The organism is Tenacibaculum sp. 190130A14a (assembly GCF_964048965.1).
Taxonomy (GTDB): domain Bacteria; phylum Bacteroidota; class Bacteroidia; order Flavobacteriales; family Flavobacteriaceae; genus Polaribacter; species Polaribacter polynesiense.
In genome coordinates, this window is record NZ_OZ040189.1 from 1,263,678 (window position 1) to 1,280,168 (window position 16,491).

Genomic DNA, 16,491 nt, shown 5'->3' on the forward strand with positions numbered 1-16,491 from the left:
TTCTCTATCCTAAATAAAAAACAAAAGCCTTGTACAAGTCTTTAATTTTTTAGAAGTTCGTATGGTATATTTAAATTTACAATACTGTTTTACACAGTTTGAATTTGCAAAAGTACAATTAAAAGATGATTTTTGAAACTGAAAGATTAGTAGTTAGAAAACTAAAACTAACTGATATTGAGGGGTTTTTCGAATTGGAAAGTAATCCTAAAGTATTACAGTATGCTACTGGAGAAGTAAAAACTAAAAAAGAGTGTCAAATTGAACTTGTTGAATTGATTGAGAAGTATGAGAAAAAGGACAATGATTTTTGGATTTATACGATTGAAAGAAAACAAGATCTAACCTTTATAGGAACGTTCGCCTTGATAAAAGATGAAGAAGGAAATGACGAAATAGGGTATCGTTTTATTGAAAGATTTTGGGGAAATGGGTATGCTACAGAAATATGTGAAGGACTGATTCCATATTGTAAATCTATTGGAATGAAAAAACTGATAGGTTGTGTAGTAGATGTGAATGTTGCTTCTGCCAAGATTTTAAAGCGATTTGGGTTTAAAGAAATCGAAAAATTTGTAAGTGAAGATATCGGTTTACCAGAAACAAAATATGAACTTATTTTATGATTGTAGATAATTTGAAGCCTCCGTATTATGCCGTTATTTTTACGACAACAGTTACTAACACTTTGGAAGGGTATGTTGAAACGGCAGAACGAATGGAAGCCTTAGCCAAGCAGCAGAAAGGTTTTTTGGGAATTGAATCTGCTCGTGCTGCAATCGGTATTACAGTTTCTTATTGGGAAAGTTTAGACGCTATTAGCAATTGGAAGAACAATATAGAGCATACAGAAGCTAGAGATTTAGGAAGAGAAAAATGGTATAAAAAATACCAATTAAGAATATGTAAAGTTGAACGAGAATACGGTTTTGAGCAGTAAATATTATGTACGCAACACTATCAAGAATTTTAAAGAAGTTTTTTAAAGAGAGTACTATTTTTAAATATGGGTTTAATGTATCTCCAATGTATCGAAGATCCACAGGTAAGATATGTGCTGTTTCTGAAGATTTATTAAGAGCACGGGTGAAGATTCCAATATCTTATAAAAATAGAAATTATGTGGGGTCTATCTTTGGAGGGAGTTTATTTTCGGCCACAGACCCTGTGTTTATGATTCAGTTAATGAATGTTTTAGGGAATGATTACGTGGTTTGGGACAAAGAAGCAACCATAAAATTTAAACGACCTGCGACCCAAGATGCATATGTCGATTTTATTTTTACCGAAGAAGAAATTCAAGAAATAAAAGAAAGGGTTGTAACTGAAAAAGAAATCAATTTAAATAAAGAAATTAAAATAACTAACAAAGACGAATCAACCGTTTTTGCCGAAGTATCAAAAGTAATTTACATTGCAGATAAAGTCTATTATAAAAACAAACGTAAGAAGAAGTAGTTTAATCTTAATTGCATTTGTATTGCTTTTTTCTTGTACTAAGAGAAAAGCAACCTATTCAGATACAGAAGTCTTTCGTTACAACGAACATTCGAATATTACCTCTCTAGATCCTGCCTTTGCCAAAGATCAAAGAAATATATGGGCAGTAAATCAATTGTATAACGGTTTAGTAGTGTTAGATGATAGCTTACATGTAAAACCAGCGATAGCTAAAGAATGGAATATTTCTGAAGATGGAAAACATTATCAATTTACTCTGAGAAATGATGTTTTTTATCATAAGCATTCATTATTTGGAAAAGACTCAACAAGAAAGGTAAACGCAAAAGATTTTGAATATTCTTTTAATAGATTATTAGATAAAGATGTGGCCTCACCAGGGGGGTGGGTATTGCAGAATGTGGAGTCATTTACAGCGGAGAACGATTCGGTGTTTTCTATGCAGTTAAAACAACCGTTTCCTCCATTTTTAGGATTATTAGCAATGAAATATTGTTCTGTAGTACCTAAAGAAGCTGTAGCTTATTTTGGAAATACCTTCAGAGCAAACCCCATCGGTACAGGACCGTTTCAATTTAAATTATGGGTAGAGAATACAAAATTAGTTCTTCGTAAAAACCCGTTGTATTTTGAAAAGGATAATAAAGGAAATCAGTTGCCTTATTTGGAAGCCGTTGCGGTTACTTTTTTACCTGATAAACAAAGTGAGTTTTTACAGTTTATTCAGGGAAATATTGATTTCATGAAGAGTTTGGATGCTTCCTATAAAGATGATATTCTAAATACGGATGGTACGTTGAAAGAAAAGTATGCTTCCAGAATAATCATGCAAACAGGAGCCTATTTAAACACGGAATACTTAGGGATTTATTTAGATGGAGAGTTAGAAACACCTACAAAATCAAAATTGATTAGACAGGCCATAAATTATGGTTTTGACCGAGAGAAGATGATTAAGTTTTTAAGAAATGGTATTGGTACACCTGCCACAAGTGGATTTATACCTAACGGACTCCCTTCTTTTAATAATCAGAAAGGGTATTCTTTTAATCCAGAAAAGGCAAGAAAACTAATTACCCAATATAAAGAAGAAACAGGAGATAAGAATCCAAAAATTACAGTTACTACCAATAGTAATTATTTAGATTTATGTGAATTTATTCAAAGAGAATTACAAAAGATAGGACTTGATACAAAAGTAGATGTAATACCGCCTTCAACGTTACGACAAGGAAAAGCGAGTGGAAAGCTTCCAGTTTTTAGAGCAAGTTGGATTGCAGATTATCCCGATGCAGAAAATTATGTATCTCTTTTTTACAGCAAGAATTTTACACCTAACGGACCAAATTATACCCATTTTAAAAACGAAACGTTTGATGAATTGTATGAACAATCTATCAAAGAAGTAGCTGTTGATAAACGCTATAAATTATATCAAAAAATGGATAGTATTATTATTGAAGAAGCTCCTATAGTGCCTCTGTATTATGATGAGGTGATACGATTTAGACAAAAGAATGTAAAGGGCTTAGGAATAAACCCAATTGATTTATTAGACTTAAGAAGAGTAAAGAAGGACTAATTCTTAGATTCGTTCCAATAGTAACTATCAGGATAGATGCGTTCTCCAAAAATAGCGGTGCCAACTCTTACAATGGTTGCACCTTCTTCAATGGCAATTTCTAAATCATTACTCATTCCCATGGAAAGTTCGTCTATACGAACATTAGGAATCTGCAAAGAATTGATATCCTTTTGAAGCTGTTTTAAAAGACGGAAACATTTACGAATCTCTTTAGATTCTGAACTCAAGAGACCTATGGTCATTAAGCCTTTAATGTTGATGTTATTAAACTTGGCTACTTCTTGTACTAAGGCAATAGTATCTTTTGGTTTTGCACCAAATTTACTTTCTTCAAAAGATGTGTTTACTTGAATATAAACATCAATGGTTTTATTTTCAAGAGTTAATCGCTTGTGTAGTTTTTCTGCTAATGATAAACGATCAATAGATTGAATACAACTTGCCCATTTGATAACTTCTTTAATTTTATTGCTTTGTAAGTGGCCTATAAAATGTATATCTGGTTGTAAATCTACTATAGCGTTGGTTTTTTGCTTTAACTCTTGAACTTTGTTTTCGCCTATAAGAGGTACACCTTGTTCTATGGCAAAACGTATCTTTTCAATGCTTACCGTTTTAGTAGCAAGTAATAGACGAACTTCATCCGGAGTTCTGTTTACTTTTTTACAAGCGTATTCGATTCTTTTGTAAATTGTATTTAAATTATTTACAATACTATCCATTTTCTAGTGTAGTTTTTAATTCTTCTTTTTCAATTATTTTACTTTTTATGTCACGATGAACGATGTCTTTTGCTTCTGCATAGGATATATCATATACTCGATTAATATCTCGAAATTCATCTGGGAATTCCTGTAAAAGTTGTTGGTAATATTTGTCTAAATCTGACTTATTTGGAGCCTCAAATTTTAATTTTAATTGAAAGCGTCTAAGTAAAGCGGAGTCTATAGTAGAAGAATAGTTAGTGGCCGCTATTAGTAAAATGTTATTTGGTAGAAAATCTATTAGCTGTATGATGGTGTTAACTAATCGTTTCATTTCGTGAGAATCTTTGTTGTCATAATTCCTAGCATTTCCGATGTAGTCAAACTCATCTAAGAAAAGTACAGCTCTTTCTTTAATAGCTTTTTTAAACACCTCTGAAATGTTTTTGGCTGTTTCACCTAATTTTGAAGATACTACAGCACTAAGATTAAGAATAACTATTTTTTTGTTGAGTTTTTTGGCGATGGCCTTGGCAGTTGTTGTTTTACCACAACCTGTATGTCCATATAATAGAAGTTTATTATCAACGGTAAGTTTATATTTATTTAAAATAGCAACATGTGCATATTCTTTTAATAGTTGTTGAATGATTTTTTCATTAATGCTGTTTAACTGAATTTTACCTAATTCAATCGTTGTCTCTTCAGGGTGAAAAGTAAATGTGTTCATTAGTATTTAAATAAATAGAAGGAAAATATGTTATAAGTAATTGAATATAGAATAAACTGTTTCAATATTTTGAAGGTCTATTTTTTATATTCATGTTCAGGACAATCAACCCTTAGTTCTTTCGATGTAAGTTTAGTCTGTAAAAGTTTACAAAAATGTTCATTATCAGTACGCTCATAATAAGAACAAGTAAAACACATTCTTTGAATAGTTATGACACCAGTTTGATTTAATTGATAAATAACTTTTAACAAACCTGCCAGTATCTCTTTTTTTTGTGCTTCTGGTAATGTGGTTAAAGGTTTTTCAATATTAAAAGTGAAGTTGGAAGATTTTTCTGCAACTTGTGTTCCTTTGTTCGTTAAACCAATTAAATAGCTCCTGGTATCGCTAGGATTAGTAAACTTCTGAATCAATTCTTTTTTTAATAAAACTTTTACGCTGTCACTAATGGTGGCTTTCGTCATATTAAACTCATCAGCTAAGTAGCTTACCTTGCATTTATCTTCTGAATGGAAGCGCAAAAAAATAAGGATTTGAATTTGAATAGGACTTAAAGAGTTTTCTTTACTTTCATTCCAAAGCAGTACTCTAAAAGCTTCAGAGATTCGCTCTAAAGCTACCACTATTTTACTTTCAATTGAACTATTTTGATGGTCTAAGTTAAAAGGAGATTTCATTAATTACAGTTTTCGATTTCGTAAATAAAATACCCTTTATCTTTTATAATGTTTTCCCATGCTGGCTTAAGGGCTTCTACATGGCAAAATACACATTCTTTTGAAGATAGGTCAAGGCTTTCTAACCCTTTTGTTTTTAAATATTCCTTACCATAGTTAAATATCACATTGGTATTTTTAAGCGTAGACGGAACAATAATATCAAAATGCATGATACTACCATCTTTTTTAGTTACATAGGTATCCCAAACTGCTACATTCATAATTTATTTAGTTTAATAAAGTTAAAAAGCTCTACAAAGTTAGGAATCCTAACTTTGTAGAGCAAAAAAATTATCCTTTTACATCTTGCATTGAAGCACCAAAGTTAATGTGTAATACATTTCCATTAGGTGTTAATAATGCTGGTACAGAGGTTACACCGGCTTTTTCTGCTTCGGCAATGCGGCTTTTATCTTCACCAAAATGTACTATTTCAACATTTTCAGATCCGATTAAATTTATGATGTCGTGTTCAGCACTAATGCAAACAGGACATCCTGCATGATAAAAAATAGACTTGTTCATATGTTTATGTATTTAAATTCGTTACAAATATAGTAAGGAATCCTAACTAAAAAAGAATTAAAATCTTAAAATTTTGTTAATGAGGTGAATTTTTAGGTTGGAAGAGTTTTGAAAGATTACTTTGTTTTTGAGTTTTAATTCCTGATTTCTAGTGTTTTATTTTTCAGTATAAAAGTGAAACTCAAAAAAAAGAGAGGTTAATCCTCTCTTTTTAAATATTATATACTTTCTACAAATTCTAAGAAAACTTTTTTATGCAGCTCCAAATCTAAATCAGGAGAGATAGCTACACGAGCAATATAATCTTTATCTCCTTCTTTCGTGGTTCCTTGGGTTGAAGTTGCAGGGATGGTCCAATAACATCCTTTTAACTGTCCGTAGCTTACACAATACTTACTTTCGTTAGGTATTTTAGTAATCATTAAGTTAATCAACTTTAAATTCAATGCTCTTTTATAAGCTTCTCTTTCCTCTTCGGAATCTCCTTTAGTTGGAAGATCTAAAGAAAATACGGAAGGAGTAAATCCTTGGGCTGCCAATTCTTCAGAAACAAAATTGATTTTAGCAGTAGGTAATACCTCTTCTATATAGTTTACAAAAGAACGTGTGTTTTTATAGGCATCATCAATTCGTTGTACCATAGAAGGTAATTGCTCTGCCAATAACTCTAATTGAAGTTCAGTAGCTTCATTATCGCATAGTTGAATGTGCTTTTCTATCTTGTCCATTAAGCTAGCAGCTTTTTGGTTCGCAACACAAAAACCAGCAGTACATTTACCTCCGCTCGGAAACTTAGATCCACTTACATAAGCGATGGTTTTTACAGAAGATAGTATTTCGTTATCTCCTAAGAAGTTTACGTTCGGACAAAATGTTTGATCTAAAATAAATACAGGTTCAATAGCATTGTTTCCAGAAGGAGTAGTACGAGTAGCACTTAACACTTCTTTTAATTCTAAAAGATTAGGAACTTCAACTCTAGGATTGGTTGGAATTTCTGCAATAATATAAGGAACAGCATCTTCTTGAGCTATTTTATCTAAAACGACATTAACACTTTGCACCATATTGTTTCCACCATCAACAGGTAGGTCCATAACGTCTACGTTGTCTAAACAAGCTGCCACACGTCTTGCTTGATCGTTAGTTCCACCATAACAATTTGGAGGAACTACAATTTTAATTGCTTTTCCAGGATGATTTTCTAAGGCATGATCAATCAATCCCATTACAATAGCATATTGAATAGAAAGCCCGCTAGAACCTACTACTGCCTTTGAGTTTGATTTTGTAATCTCTTTAATAGTTTCTAATACTTTATTACGATTGTTTGCTGTATCAAAAGAACTATCGTGAATAGATTGTCCAGTTAATTGTTGTAAAGCAATTACAGTATTAGATGGAGTCATGGCAATTGTTTCCCTTCTTCTTACATGTTGAATTTCTGAAACATACGATTCATTCTGTTCACCATTTACCAATAAGATACTACCTAAATTAGCATGCGTATTGATATAAAAGTCAACTTTCGGTGAAATTGAAAAATCACAAACATTTTCTTGTTCAGAAACCAAAATAGTAGTTCCATCAAATTCAGAAAGCTCTTCTAAGTTGTTTATTTTTATTACATCAAATTGATAATTGTATACTTTTTTAACTACATCAATATCAAAGCAGCTTGGTAATTGATTCGTATATACAATTCGAGTGTTTTTGTTAGCCAATAAATTTTTTCTTAAAACCGCTAAAATAGGAGTGGTCTTAGAAGAGAAACTAATTACATTCGTAGGATTGGTATTGTATACTTTTCCTAAAGCCCATTCTAAAACAGAAGATAAAGGATGTCCAAGTCTGATGTAATCATAAGCGGTAGGTAATTCACTTAAAACCTCTGTTTGAAAATTGTTTGCTTCAAATAAGGTGTTGAATTGTTCTAAAAACTCTGTTTTAGCTAATTCTTCGTTGTAAATATCTAATCGGTGTGTTGTTAATTTTAGCCAGTCAGCCGGCATATTTTGAACAACATTTGAAATATAATTGAGCACAGTATTACTTTGCATATGTATCGACTTTATTAAGGCATGCAAGATACGCTAAATAGAGTTTTTTTAAAAGAACCGAAAAGTATGTTTAACCCTTTTTTAAGAATCAATAGAAATTAAACTTTGAGTTTTATTTGATTTACCCATATTTGTGTTCTATTTCCATTCTTTAGGAACTCTTCTAACATAAAAATACGATTGTATTTTACTTTTTTATCAAAGTAGATTTTCCCATTAATATAAATTTTTACTTTTTTATTTAGGTTCACCATTTCGGGTGAAATATTGATTTTAAAAGTACTAATACAAGATGTTTGTATATGAAAGGAATTATTGGCATATCGTGCTTTTACTTTTCCAGATTTTCTAGGAAAATCGAAGGCTTTCTTATCAACTTTCTTGCTTACTAAACTGTCATTGTTGTTATATGATAACCATTCGGTTATTTTAAAATTTAAATTTTTATGCCATTGGGCTTTCGATTGTAGAGTATCTAACTTTATGTTTGATATCCAATCTATATCTCCATAGGTATTGTCATCAAACTCCCAAGATATTTGTTTAGGAAAAGGGTCTCTTTTTCTTTCCTCTAAGTGATTAAATAGAATTTTGTAGGCTGGTTCAGATTCCTTAAACTCTGGAAACCAATGAGGAAATCCTTTATATCGATATTCCTGATAGTTTTCGTTTATTCGAGTCATCAATTTAGTAAAATCATCATTCGCTTTAGGAGGGTAATAATAATCTTGATCTGTTGAAAAGTGAACAAATGAACGATTGGTACCGTTTTCAACGAAGGTTCCACCGGTAAAAACCTTTGGTTGTGTATTAAACCCGTAAAAACCTGCAAATAGTGTAGGTTGCTTCATTAAATAAGAGAAAGAACCGGTTGCTCCATTTGAATGACCTGAAATGAAAACTTTATTATCATCAATATTGAGTGCTTTTTTTACTGATTTTAAGATTTCGGGTATCATATAAAAACCTTTGTTCGAAAGCATCCAGTTATATTCTTTGTTAGCACCTGGAAAAATTAGAATAACATTACTAAGATCTCCATATTTGGTATAGTATTTATTCCAACCACCTAAAGTAATTTCCGGTATTCGGTATTTATGAAACTCAGTAAAACGAACTGCTCCATGTAAGAAAAACAACACAGGATATTTTTTACGAGGATTATAATGTTTAGGTAAGTGAACGAGGTAAGCACTTTCGGTACTATTATTAATTTTTAATGAAATCGAATAATTCTGTTGTTTTTTAGGCAGATACGTGTTGTATTTATGTATTGATTTATATAATTTCTTAGGATTGTTTATGTTGCTAAGATTAATAGTTGAAGTTTGAAAAAATTCTGTTTGTTGAGTTTTAAGTTTTTCAAAAAAAGTAATACTATCTTTTTTAGCTATTGCTGTTAAACTTTTCCAACGATCATCATTTAATAAGTTTTTATAATCTTTTTGAGCGTATGAATCTAAAGCAAAACTCCATCCAGGATATCCTTGATCATCTTTTTCCATTTTCACTAAAGGTATTAAATAAGAAAAAGCTTTGTCTTTTAATTTAAGGCTAGAGGCCATGATAGAAGCATAGTATAAACCTGTTCCATTAATACTATCAGGGTATTTCTTAAAGGCAGTATCTAGTAGTTTTAAAGTTGAGTTATATTTTAAGGTGTCTTCTTGTTGAGCAATTTTAGTGGCTTTATTGATAACCTCAGTATAATTACTTTGAGCAATTGAAGTATGAAAGACTAGTAAGGAAAGTATTGCCAATAAATGTTTCATGATATAATTTTTGTTGCAGCAAAGTTATTATTGATCAAGAATAAAAACTTGTATAAAAGGAACATTTAGTGATAAAGTTAAAGATGCCAAAAAGTATCTTCTTTGCCAAGTTTGGTTCCTTTGTCAAAGAATTTTTTAGGTGAATGTTCTGTTAAGTTTTTGTAGGTCTTATTAAAATGAGGTTGGTCGCTAAAGTTGAAACGATGTGCTAACTCAGTAAAGGTTTCATTGGTGTTTTCAAAAAGTTTATTGTTTATAGTTTTCCTGAATAAGACAATTTCATGAAATTTTTTAAGAGAAATTCCAATGTTACTTTTAAAGACTCGATTTAGGTGTTGTCTACTCACTCCAATTTCATTAGACATTTTTATTACAGAGAAATTCTCGTACGAGTTAAAAATATATTGAAGAGATTTTTCAAGAAAGGGATGTTCGAAGCTTACCAATCGTTTTAACAAGAAATCATCTAATTTTGTGGATAGTATAGATGCATGAGTCGTTGAGAAAATTTCATTTAATTCGCTTGAAGTAAAAAAATCATGATTAAAAATAAACTCGTTAAAATTTAAGTCTCTATAAAACTGTTGAATGCCTAACGGATTAAAAACAATAACTATTCTATAAACCTTTCCAGACTGCTTTACCCTAAGTACTTTTTCTCTAACTGGGGTGAAAATTTGAAAAGGCTTTGATTTTTCAATAAAAACCATTTCTCCATCGGCCAATCTTTCATGAGATGAGTACAGTGAAATTGTAGTATTAAAATGAGGAAAACATTGAAATGTAGTAGTCAAATTATCTGGTTTTATATCAAGATAATAGTAGTTGACGTACTTTTTAACAAGTTCGTTTTTCGGTTTAAACGTTTCAAAAGTTTCTTTTTCCATTTTTAGAACTATTCCAAGCGATTAGCAATTTACTTTTTATAAATCTGATTAAAGTTTGTTTTATAATAAAATGAATATCTAATATTTCTCCTTTGCTTTTATTTTCAAATCTGTTAAATTAAGAAGAAAATCACAGCATTTTGCGTAAGCGGTACCTCTAGGAGTCCATCTGTCCACTACATGATATTGTTTTTCTGTAACACCTTCAAGAATCCATTGAGACCCATCATGGCCCGGAAATTCATCCAATATAGTAGGTGTATCCCAGAAATTAATTGATGAAATTATTTTTTGAAATTCTGTCCACTTTTCTAAAGGTAATTCCTTTTGCACGTTAATTATTACTTTTCCAGGCTCATAACCACCTGCTCCATCACATACTTTCCAAGTAAGAAATATTTGACCGTTTTTATTATCTAGTCTAACTATAATTGGATTATGAAATGTTCTTAACCAAGTAAAACGAAAGGAGTTTGTTATTGAGCTATTATCAAAAAGAATGGGTTCTTCCATCGCTTTTAAATGATTGGAATACCATTTATTAACAAACTGAGAAATCTCTATTTCATTAATAACATTTATTTGATAGTTTCTATTCCAGTTTATGGGAAAACTTCCAAAGGTTTTTAAAGGAAAAAATAATGTTGAATTTCCTTGATATTTTTTATAATAAATTAATTTTTCCGAATAGTTTAAATAATTAGCTAATTGTATTAAAGTATATCTTAGTAAACTCTTACTAGAGTTCTCCAAATTAAAAACTAATTGCAAATAATTAAAAGATTTAGTAGCTAAGTTTTTTAGTTTGGGATTGTTAGAGTTTTTCTTGTATTCATTATTGAATATATGGTAAAAAGTTTCACCCAATAAAAGGTTTGCTTCAATGTTATTCTTATCTAGAGCTAAAGCTTTTTCTAATGGTTTTATTTTAATTGAATCGTAAGAGAGTATTCTTCCAAATTTATATTTAGCCTCTAGAATAAGAGGTTTTGGGTTTGATTTGTCATTCTCTCTTAACTTCTTAAAAAATAAGTTTAAGGAATCTTTATAGTTGTTTTTTGTCAGAGAATTAAAATTTTTGTTTTTTTCGAATGTATTTATAATAGGGTCTTCAAAAGGATATCTATATGATTCAACTAAATAATAAATGGCAGTTTCGTTATATTTATCTAAATTAAATATTTTAGTACAAACCTGTTTTATAGAATCGAGTTCTGATATTGGAGTATGGCGCAGTTCAATTTCAAGTAGCTTTATTTTTTGATCTAAATCATTGTTTGGAATTAGTAAATCAGATTTGTTTTTTTCTTCTGTTACAGACAATCTTTTTTCAGAGTTCTTGGTTTTACAAAAAGTTAGAATACTAAAGATTCCTAACAGAAAAATTAATTTAGTAGATTTCATTTTAAGCAATTTTTTGACTAAATATATTAGAAAGAATAAATGTTAAAAAGTTACTTCTTCTTTCAATTTTCAATGATAATGGTTCCGATTAAGGCTACTCCAATGGTAATGCCACTTACAGCATCTATTAGTTCACCCCCTCTAATAATACCATAAATAGCAAATAGGATAGAGGCAATTCCAATTCCAACAACAAGATTTTGTGTAGTTTTACTCATAATTAAAAAATTTTATTCGCTGAATTCTTTTGGATATTCAACAATACCTTGAACACCTTTCAACCCATTTTCTATTAGTTCAATAACCATGCAATTTTCTTTAGGAACCTCAAAAGGTAGTTTAATTCCAAAGGTATGTGCTTGTTTGTAACCAAATTTAGGATAGTAATGTGCATGCCCTAATAATACAATAGATGTGTGTCCTAATTCTTTAGCATTTTTGTGAGCTTCTAAAATTAATTTTCCTCCAATACCTTGCGCTTGAAATTTTGGTAAAACAGATACAGGAGCAAGAGCTAATGAATCGAAAACGTTCGTTTCATTTTTAATTTTCAGTTTAGTCACTAAAATATGCCCCACAACAATATTATCAATTTCAGCGACTAAAGACAATTCAGGAATAAAAGCATCTGATTTTCGCAAACGCTCTACCAGAAATTGTTCTTTTTGATCACTAAAAGGTTCATTTTTAAAGGCTTCTTCAATTAATTTAAAGACAGCTTTAAAATCATAATGATTTTCTTGACGTATAATCACGTTATGAGTTTTTAAAACACCAGTTCTTTAATCTTTTCCTTGATTCGCTGTTTAATATTTGTAGGATAACTTCTTTTTCCATGAAAAACATCTGCCATGGCATCAGCAAAACGTTGTCCATATTTTTTCAATAAAATATTTCGAACAGTCTTTTGCTCATAAAACCATTTTGAAAGCCATAAGCCTGTCTCAATTTCAGGTAATAACTTTTCTTCTAGTTTTTCTATGTACAATTGAGAAGCTTTCTCAGAATCTAATTCACTTTCAATAAGAGCTTCAGCAGCTAATTTTCCGCTATAAATAGCATTGGAAATACCTTCGGCGGTAATCGGATCCGCAAAACCAGCTGCATCACCAATTAAAAAAACATTGTTTTTTACAAAACCATCTGTACGGGGAGCAACGGGGATTTGAAATCCATGCTGCGATTCACTTACAATATTGGTTAAACCAATTGTTTTTAAATATTCTTGATAATATTCTTTTAAATTTATTTTGGTTCTTCTCGCAGAAGCAACACCTACAGATAGATGATTTTTCTTAGGAAAGTTCCATGCGTAGCCATAAGGAATTGCATCAATATCAAAACGTACCTCTTTTGATAAGCGTTCAAAATCTTCTTCTGGTACTTCAACTTCATATTCTAATGCAGGAATCAATTTTCTAGTATCTTCTTTCCATCCAGCCATTTTAGCTGTTGGACTTAAAGCACCATCGGCAGCTATAACAAACTTCGCGGTAATCTTATCTTCTGAAGTTTCTAAAACAATTTGATCGTTTTCAAATTGTAACTTTTTAAGTTTATGGTTCTCCAAAATAGTACATCCTAATTCTTTTGCTTTCTCAACAATGAGATTATCAAAAGAATCTCGCATGATCATTGTAATAGTAGGGTCTTCTCTATGTGTTTGAAAGTGTAGCTTTTTACCAAGATAAATGTCAACTGTATGAAACTCTTTTTCAACTACAGAATCAATATTAAAAGGTAAATCTTTTCGTCCTCTAAAAACAAATCCTCCTCCACAGGTTTTGTAACGAGGTAGGGTTTCTTTTTCTATAATTACAGTAGAAATTCCATTTTTGGCTAAATGAAATGCCGTAGAAGCTCCTGAGGGGCCACTCCCAATAATGGCTACATCAAATGTTTGCATGCTGTTGATTTTTGCGTTTAAAAATACAGTTTTTGATGTAATTACCAATGCATTCTGGTAAGAATAGGGTGGTGGTCGGAAAATTTAATTTGGTTAAATGTTTTAAATTGATTGATAGTTGCCTTGGTATCAGTAAAAACAAAGTCTATACGAAGTGGATATATATATCGAAACGATTTTCCTAATCCAAAACCAGCTTCAATAAATGTATCTTTTTTATTTTTTGATAATTTTTGATACACCCATGAGTAGGCAGTATTGTTAAAATCGCCGCACATAACCTTTTTCCCTTTCCAAGAAGCTTCATGTTTTAAAATACGTTCTGTTTGAGCTACTTGTTTTTTGAACCCGTTTTGCAAACGCTTGAACAATTTTTCAGAATCTTTTTCTCCAAAGTTTTCTTTTTTCGGATTAATTTTTAACGATTCAAGATGTACATTATAGATGCGAATCGTATCCTTGTTTTTAAGAATGTCAACAAAAATTGTATTGTTAGCACTGTGTTCAAAGTTCAAAGATCCGGAGTTGATTATAGGGTATTTAGAGTAGATTGCTAAACCAAATTTGTTTGATTTAGATTTTGTTTTGATGTATTTATATTTAAGTTTTATATCCAAGTCCTTAGAGTTGTAAAACTCTTGAAGAGCCACAATATCTGGAGATTGGTTATTAATAAACTGGTATATTTTTTTCTCGGTACTTTCATCCTCTTCATGTTTGTAATGATTAAACAAGCGTACATTATAGGTCATTACTTTTAAATCATTATTGAGTACGACATCTTTTTTAGAAAATTTGAAAAATGGTGGCGCAATAAACCAACCAATCCCTAAAATTAAGGCAGATAGAATGAAGTTTTTATGAAGTTTAATCAACCAATAAATTAAAAATAAAACATTGATAATGATAAGCAAAGGAACGAATAAGCTAAAAACCGCAAAAGCAGGAATTGTTTTGGGAGAAATATACGGAAGGACATACGAAAGCAATAAAGCTGTCGCAAAAATTGAATTCAAAAACAATACAATTTTACGCATGAATATTCTTCTCTTTTCTATTTGTTTCCTTGTTTAAATAAAAACTCTTTTTCGTCTTTGGTCAAAGCGTCGTAGCCTGATTTGCTAATTTTATCTAAAATAGCATCAATTTCTTGCTGATTTTGCGTTTTTGTTCCTGTTTTCTTTCGGGTTTTATTCCCCGATTTATAGACGGTTTTTAAAGGTTTTTCTTTCTTTTTAAAGAGGTTTTTGAATGGAGAAAAAATATCAAGTTCTTTATTACTTGCTTTGTTAACATATAAAAAACCAAATAGGGCTCCCCCTAAATGTGCTAAATGTCCACCTGCATTACTTGCAGGAATTTGAATGATATCTATGGCGATCCAAATAGCAGCCAATATCCAAAGTTTTACAAAACCGATTAACGGGAATTTAATTTCATAATTGGGCATATAGGTGGCTATCCCAATAAATATGGCAGATATTCCTGCAGAAGCTCCTAATAAAATACTATTATGAGAGTCTTTTTGGAGTGCTGGAAACGTGTTGTAGCTGATCATAAAAATAAGTCCACCTACTATTGTTCCAAGAATATAAAAGTTTAAAAGTTGTTTTGATGTAAAATACTGTTTGAATAAATGTCCAATAAAAAACAGAGCGATTAAATTGAACAGAATATGTAAAAATCTAGCATGTAAAAATCCATAAGTTATGATAGTCCATGGTTTATGAATAAAATCATTCAGGTTAGCAGGTAACGAAAACCATTCAACCAAAATATTGCTATTAAATTGGAATAGATAGCTAAATGTATTTGCTAAAAAAACCAATAAAAAAACAGCTAGGTTGGCATAGATAAGCTTTTCTATGATACCAGCGTTTTTGAAGCGATGTTTTATGTGTTCCAAGAAGTCCATTCGTTAAAAGCGTCTAAATTGATTTTTTCTCCAATACCATGCAATTATAAATCCAATAATGGCTCCACCAATATGTGCAAAATGAGCTATATTACCGATAGAGTATTTTGTTACTCCAAAGAATAAATCACCGAAAATCATTAAAGGAATGAAATACTTTGCAGCAATAGGGATGGGTAAAAATATTAAAGCCAGTTTGGCGTTAGGGAAGGCTAACCCAAAAGCAACTAAAACACCATAAATAGCCCCTGAAGCACCAACTGCTGGAGTACTAAATAAATTACTTATTTCTATCAGGTTGTCTCCTAGCCCTTGATATGGTACCAGATTCGTGTTTTTAGATAAGATAGTATTACATTGATTAATAAAATCTTGGGTAGTTTGAGCAGAAATGTCAAGTATTAGTGAAATTTCAGATTCAGTTATTTTTGAAGATAACAACTGTTCATAAATACTGTTAAATTGATAATAATTTACAAGTGTATAAATCAATCCAGCTCCAATTCCTGCAGAAAAATAAAAGAATAAAAACTTCTTTTCTCCCCACATTTGTTGTAATGGAGTTCCAAAGGCCCATAAAGCATACATGTTAAATAAAATATGAGGAAAGCTCCCATGCATAAACATATGGGTTACATACTGCCAAAAACCAAAATTCTCATTTTGCGGAAAATGTAAAGCAAATAGGTTGGTTAGGTCCATTTGAAGCAATTGAGGGGCAACAAATAGAATAACGTTAATTAGTATTAAATGCTTAATAGCACCTGTTAATCTTGGCATTGTTTTTTGTTTTATGTTCTTTTTATAGCGAACTATTTAC

19 protein-coding genes are annotated in these 16,491 nt (G+C 30.8%); 4 read left to right on the forward strand and 15 right to left on the reverse strand.

From position 1 onward, the window contains the following. The first annotated feature begins 125 nt into the window (after positions 1-125). The 4 genes from ABNT22_RS06055 to ABNT22_RS06070 are packed head-to-tail and all read left to right on the forward strand — an operon-like array spanning position 126 to position 3,043. Positions 126-626: a GNAT family N-acetyltransferase gene (locus ABNT22_RS06055; protein WP_348715059.1), complete on the forward strand. Its 501-nt coding sequence runs from the start codon at positions 126-128 to the stop codon at positions 624-626. Continuing rightward, on the forward strand, positions 623-940 hold the full coding sequence (locus ABNT22_RS06060) for an antibiotic biosynthesis monooxygenase (RefSeq protein ID WP_348715060.1): 318 nt from the start codon (positions 623-625) through the stop codon (positions 938-940). The genes ABNT22_RS06055 and ABNT22_RS06060 overlap by 4 nt, the downstream gene beginning before the upstream one ends. 5 nt (positions 941-945) lie before the next feature. Further along, on the forward strand, positions 946-1,458 hold the full coding sequence (locus ABNT22_RS06065; RefSeq protein ID WP_348715061.1) for a DUF4442 domain-containing protein: 513 nt from the start codon (positions 946-948) through the stop codon (positions 1,456-1,458). Continuing rightward, the gene (locus ABNT22_RS06070; protein WP_412766883.1) at positions 1,415-3,043 is read left to right on the forward strand and encodes an ABC transporter substrate-binding protein; all 1,629 of its coding nucleotides are present in this window, start codon (positions 1,415-1,417) and stop codon (positions 3,041-3,043) included. Before ABNT22_RS06065 ends, ABNT22_RS06070 begins: the two co-directional genes overlap by 44 nt. Here the strand turns inward: ABNT22_RS06070 and ABNT22_RS06075 are convergent. The 15 genes from ABNT22_RS06075 to ABNT22_RS06145 form a co-directional block, all read right to left on the reverse strand. After that, complete coding sequence (locus tag ABNT22_RS06075; protein WP_348715062.1) at positions 3,040-3,768, reverse strand: YggS family pyridoxal phosphate-dependent enzyme; 729 nt, start codon at positions 3,766-3,768, stop codon at positions 3,040-3,042. The genes ABNT22_RS06070 and ABNT22_RS06075 overlap by 4 nt on opposite strands. Continuing rightward, a complete protein-coding gene (locus ABNT22_RS06080; RefSeq protein WP_348715063.1) occupies positions 3,761-4,480 on the reverse strand; it encodes an ATP-binding protein in 720 nt (239 codons plus the stop codon). Before ABNT22_RS06080 ends, ABNT22_RS06075 begins: the two co-directional genes overlap by 8 nt. A 77-nt stretch (positions 4,481-4,557) precedes the next feature. After that, positions 4,558-5,160: a MarR family winged helix-turn-helix transcriptional regulator gene (locus ABNT22_RS06085; RefSeq protein ID WP_348715064.1), complete on the reverse strand. Its 603-nt coding sequence runs from the start codon at positions 5,158-5,160 to the stop codon at positions 4,558-4,560. Next, on the reverse strand, positions 5,160-5,423 hold the full coding sequence (locus ABNT22_RS06090; protein WP_348715065.1) for a DUF2024 family protein: 264 nt from the start codon (positions 5,421-5,423) through the stop codon (positions 5,160-5,162). Before ABNT22_RS06090 ends, ABNT22_RS06085 begins: the two co-directional genes overlap by 1 nt. Before the next feature lie 70 nt (positions 5,424-5,493). Beyond that, the gene (locus tag ABNT22_RS06095) at positions 5,494-5,727 is read right to left on the reverse strand and encodes a thioredoxin family protein (RefSeq protein ID WP_348715066.1); all 234 of its coding nucleotides are present in this window, start codon (positions 5,725-5,727) and stop codon (positions 5,494-5,496) included. A 218-nt stretch (positions 5,728-5,945) separates the two neighbouring features. Beyond that, positions 5,946-7,787, reverse strand: coding sequence for a cystathionine beta-synthase (locus ABNT22_RS06100; RefSeq protein WP_348715067.1), 1,842 nt, complete (start codon positions 7,785-7,787; stop codon positions 5,946-5,948). A gap of 98 nt (positions 7,788-7,885) precedes the next feature. Next, the gene (locus ABNT22_RS06105) at positions 7,886-9,559 is read right to left on the reverse strand and encodes an alpha/beta hydrolase-fold protein (RefSeq protein ID WP_348715068.1); all 1,674 of its coding nucleotides are present in this window, start codon (positions 9,557-9,559) and stop codon (positions 7,886-7,888) included. A gap of 77 nt (positions 9,560-9,636) precedes the next feature. Further along, positions 9,637-10,446, reverse strand: coding sequence for a helix-turn-helix domain-containing protein (locus tag ABNT22_RS06110; RefSeq protein ID WP_348715069.1), 810 nt, complete (start codon positions 10,444-10,446; stop codon positions 9,637-9,639). Positions 10,447-10,524: 78 nt separating this feature from the next. Further along, the gene (locus ABNT22_RS06115) at positions 10,525-11,850 is read right to left on the reverse strand and encodes a hypothetical protein (protein WP_348715070.1); all 1,326 of its coding nucleotides are present in this window, start codon (positions 11,848-11,850) and stop codon (positions 10,525-10,527) included. Positions 11,851-11,912: 62 nt separating this feature from the next. Beyond that, a complete protein-coding gene (locus ABNT22_RS06120) occupies positions 11,913-12,068 on the reverse strand; it encodes a hypothetical protein (RefSeq protein ID WP_348715071.1) in 156 nt (51 codons plus the stop codon). A 12-nt stretch (positions 12,069-12,080) separates the two neighbouring features. Further along, positions 12,081-12,605 (reverse strand): N-acetyltransferase, encoded by a 525-nt coding sequence (locus ABNT22_RS06125; protein ID WP_348715072.1) that lies wholly within the window; start codon positions 12,603-12,605, stop codon positions 12,081-12,083. A gap of 11 nt (positions 12,606-12,616) precedes the next feature. Then, a complete protein-coding gene (locus ABNT22_RS06130) occupies positions 12,617-13,756 on the reverse strand; it encodes a geranylgeranyl reductase family protein (RefSeq protein ID WP_348715073.1) in 1,140 nt (379 codons plus the stop codon). 41 nt (positions 13,757-13,797) lie between these two features. Then, positions 13,798-14,793: an endonuclease/exonuclease/phosphatase family protein gene (locus ABNT22_RS06135; RefSeq protein WP_348715074.1), complete on the reverse strand. Its 996-nt coding sequence runs from the start codon at positions 14,791-14,793 to the stop codon at positions 13,798-13,800. A gap of 17 nt (positions 14,794-14,810) precedes the next feature. Continuing rightward, positions 14,811-15,671, reverse strand: a complete 861-nt coding sequence (locus ABNT22_RS06140; protein ID WP_348715075.1) for a rhomboid family intramembrane serine protease — start codon at positions 15,669-15,671, stop codon at positions 14,811-14,813. Between the two features lie 3 nt (positions 15,672-15,674). Further along, the gene (locus tag ABNT22_RS06145; protein WP_348715076.1) at positions 15,675-16,451 is read right to left on the reverse strand and encodes a rhomboid family intramembrane serine protease; all 777 of its coding nucleotides are present in this window, start codon (positions 16,449-16,451) and stop codon (positions 15,675-15,677) included. Between the last annotated feature and the right edge of the window lie 40 nt (positions 16,452-16,491).

What these genes read in the sequence shown, in the direction of transcription:
- ABNT22_RS06055 (WP_348715059.1), top strand. Translation starts at nt 126, where the DNA reads ATGATTTTTGAAACTGAAAGATTAGTAGTTAGAAAACTAAAACTAACT.
- ABNT22_RS06060 (WP_348715060.1), top strand. Translation starts at nt 623, where the DNA reads ATGATTGTAGATAATTTGAAGCCTCCGTATTATGCCGTTATTTTTACG.
- ABNT22_RS06065 (WP_348715061.1), top strand. Translation starts at nt 946, where the DNA reads ATGTACGCAACACTATCAAGAATTTTAAAGAAGTTTTTTAAAGAGAGT.
- ABNT22_RS06075 (WP_348715062.1), bottom strand. Translation starts at nt 3,768, where the DNA reads ATGGATAGTATTGTAAATAATTTAAATACAATTTACAAAAGAATCGAA.
- ABNT22_RS06080 (WP_348715063.1), bottom strand. Translation starts at nt 4,480, where the DNA reads ATGAACACATTTACTTTTCACCCTGAAGAGACAACGATTGAATTAGGT.
- ABNT22_RS06085 (WP_348715064.1), bottom strand. Translation starts at nt 5,160, where the DNA reads ATGAAATCTCCTTTTAACTTAGACCATCAAAATAGTTCAATTGAAAGT.
- ABNT22_RS06090 (WP_348715065.1), bottom strand. Translation starts at nt 5,423, where the DNA reads ATGAATGTAGCAGTTTGGGATACCTATGTAACTAAAAAAGATGGTAGT.
- ABNT22_RS06095 (WP_348715066.1), bottom strand. Translation starts at nt 5,727, where the DNA reads ATGAACAAGTCTATTTTTTATCATGCAGGATGTCCTGTTTGCATTAGT.
- ABNT22_RS06100 (WP_348715067.1), bottom strand. Translation starts at nt 7,787, where the DNA reads ATGCAAAGTAATACTGTGCTCAATTATATTTCAAATGTTGTTCAAAAT.
- ABNT22_RS06105 (WP_348715068.1), bottom strand. Translation starts at nt 9,559, where the DNA reads ATGAAACATTTATTGGCAATACTTTCCTTACTAGTCTTTCATACTTCA.
- ABNT22_RS06110 (WP_348715069.1), bottom strand. Translation starts at nt 10,446, where the DNA reads ATGGAAAAAGAAACTTTTGAAACGTTTAAACCGAAAAACGAACTTGTT.
- ABNT22_RS06115 (WP_348715070.1), bottom strand. Translation starts at nt 11,850, where the DNA reads ATGAAATCTACTAAATTAATTTTTCTGTTAGGAATCTTTAGTATTCTA.
- ABNT22_RS06120 (WP_348715071.1), bottom strand. Translation starts at nt 12,068, where the DNA reads ATGAGTAAAACTACACAAAATCTTGTTGTTGGAATTGGAATTGCCTCT.
- ABNT22_RS06130 (WP_348715073.1), bottom strand. Translation starts at nt 13,756, where the DNA reads ATGCAAACATTTGATGTAGCCATTATTGGGAGTGGCCCCTCAGGAGCT.
- ABNT22_RS06135 (WP_348715074.1), bottom strand. Translation starts at nt 14,793, where the DNA reads ATGCGTAAAATTGTATTGTTTTTGAATTCAATTTTTGCGACAGCTTTA.
- ABNT22_RS06140 (WP_348715075.1), bottom strand. Translation starts at nt 15,671, where the DNA reads ATGGACTTCTTGGAACACATAAAACATCGCTTCAAAAACGCTGGTATC.
- ABNT22_RS06145 (WP_348715076.1), bottom strand. Translation starts at nt 16,451, where the DNA reads ATGCCAAGATTAACAGGTGCTATTAAGCATTTAATACTAATTAACGTT.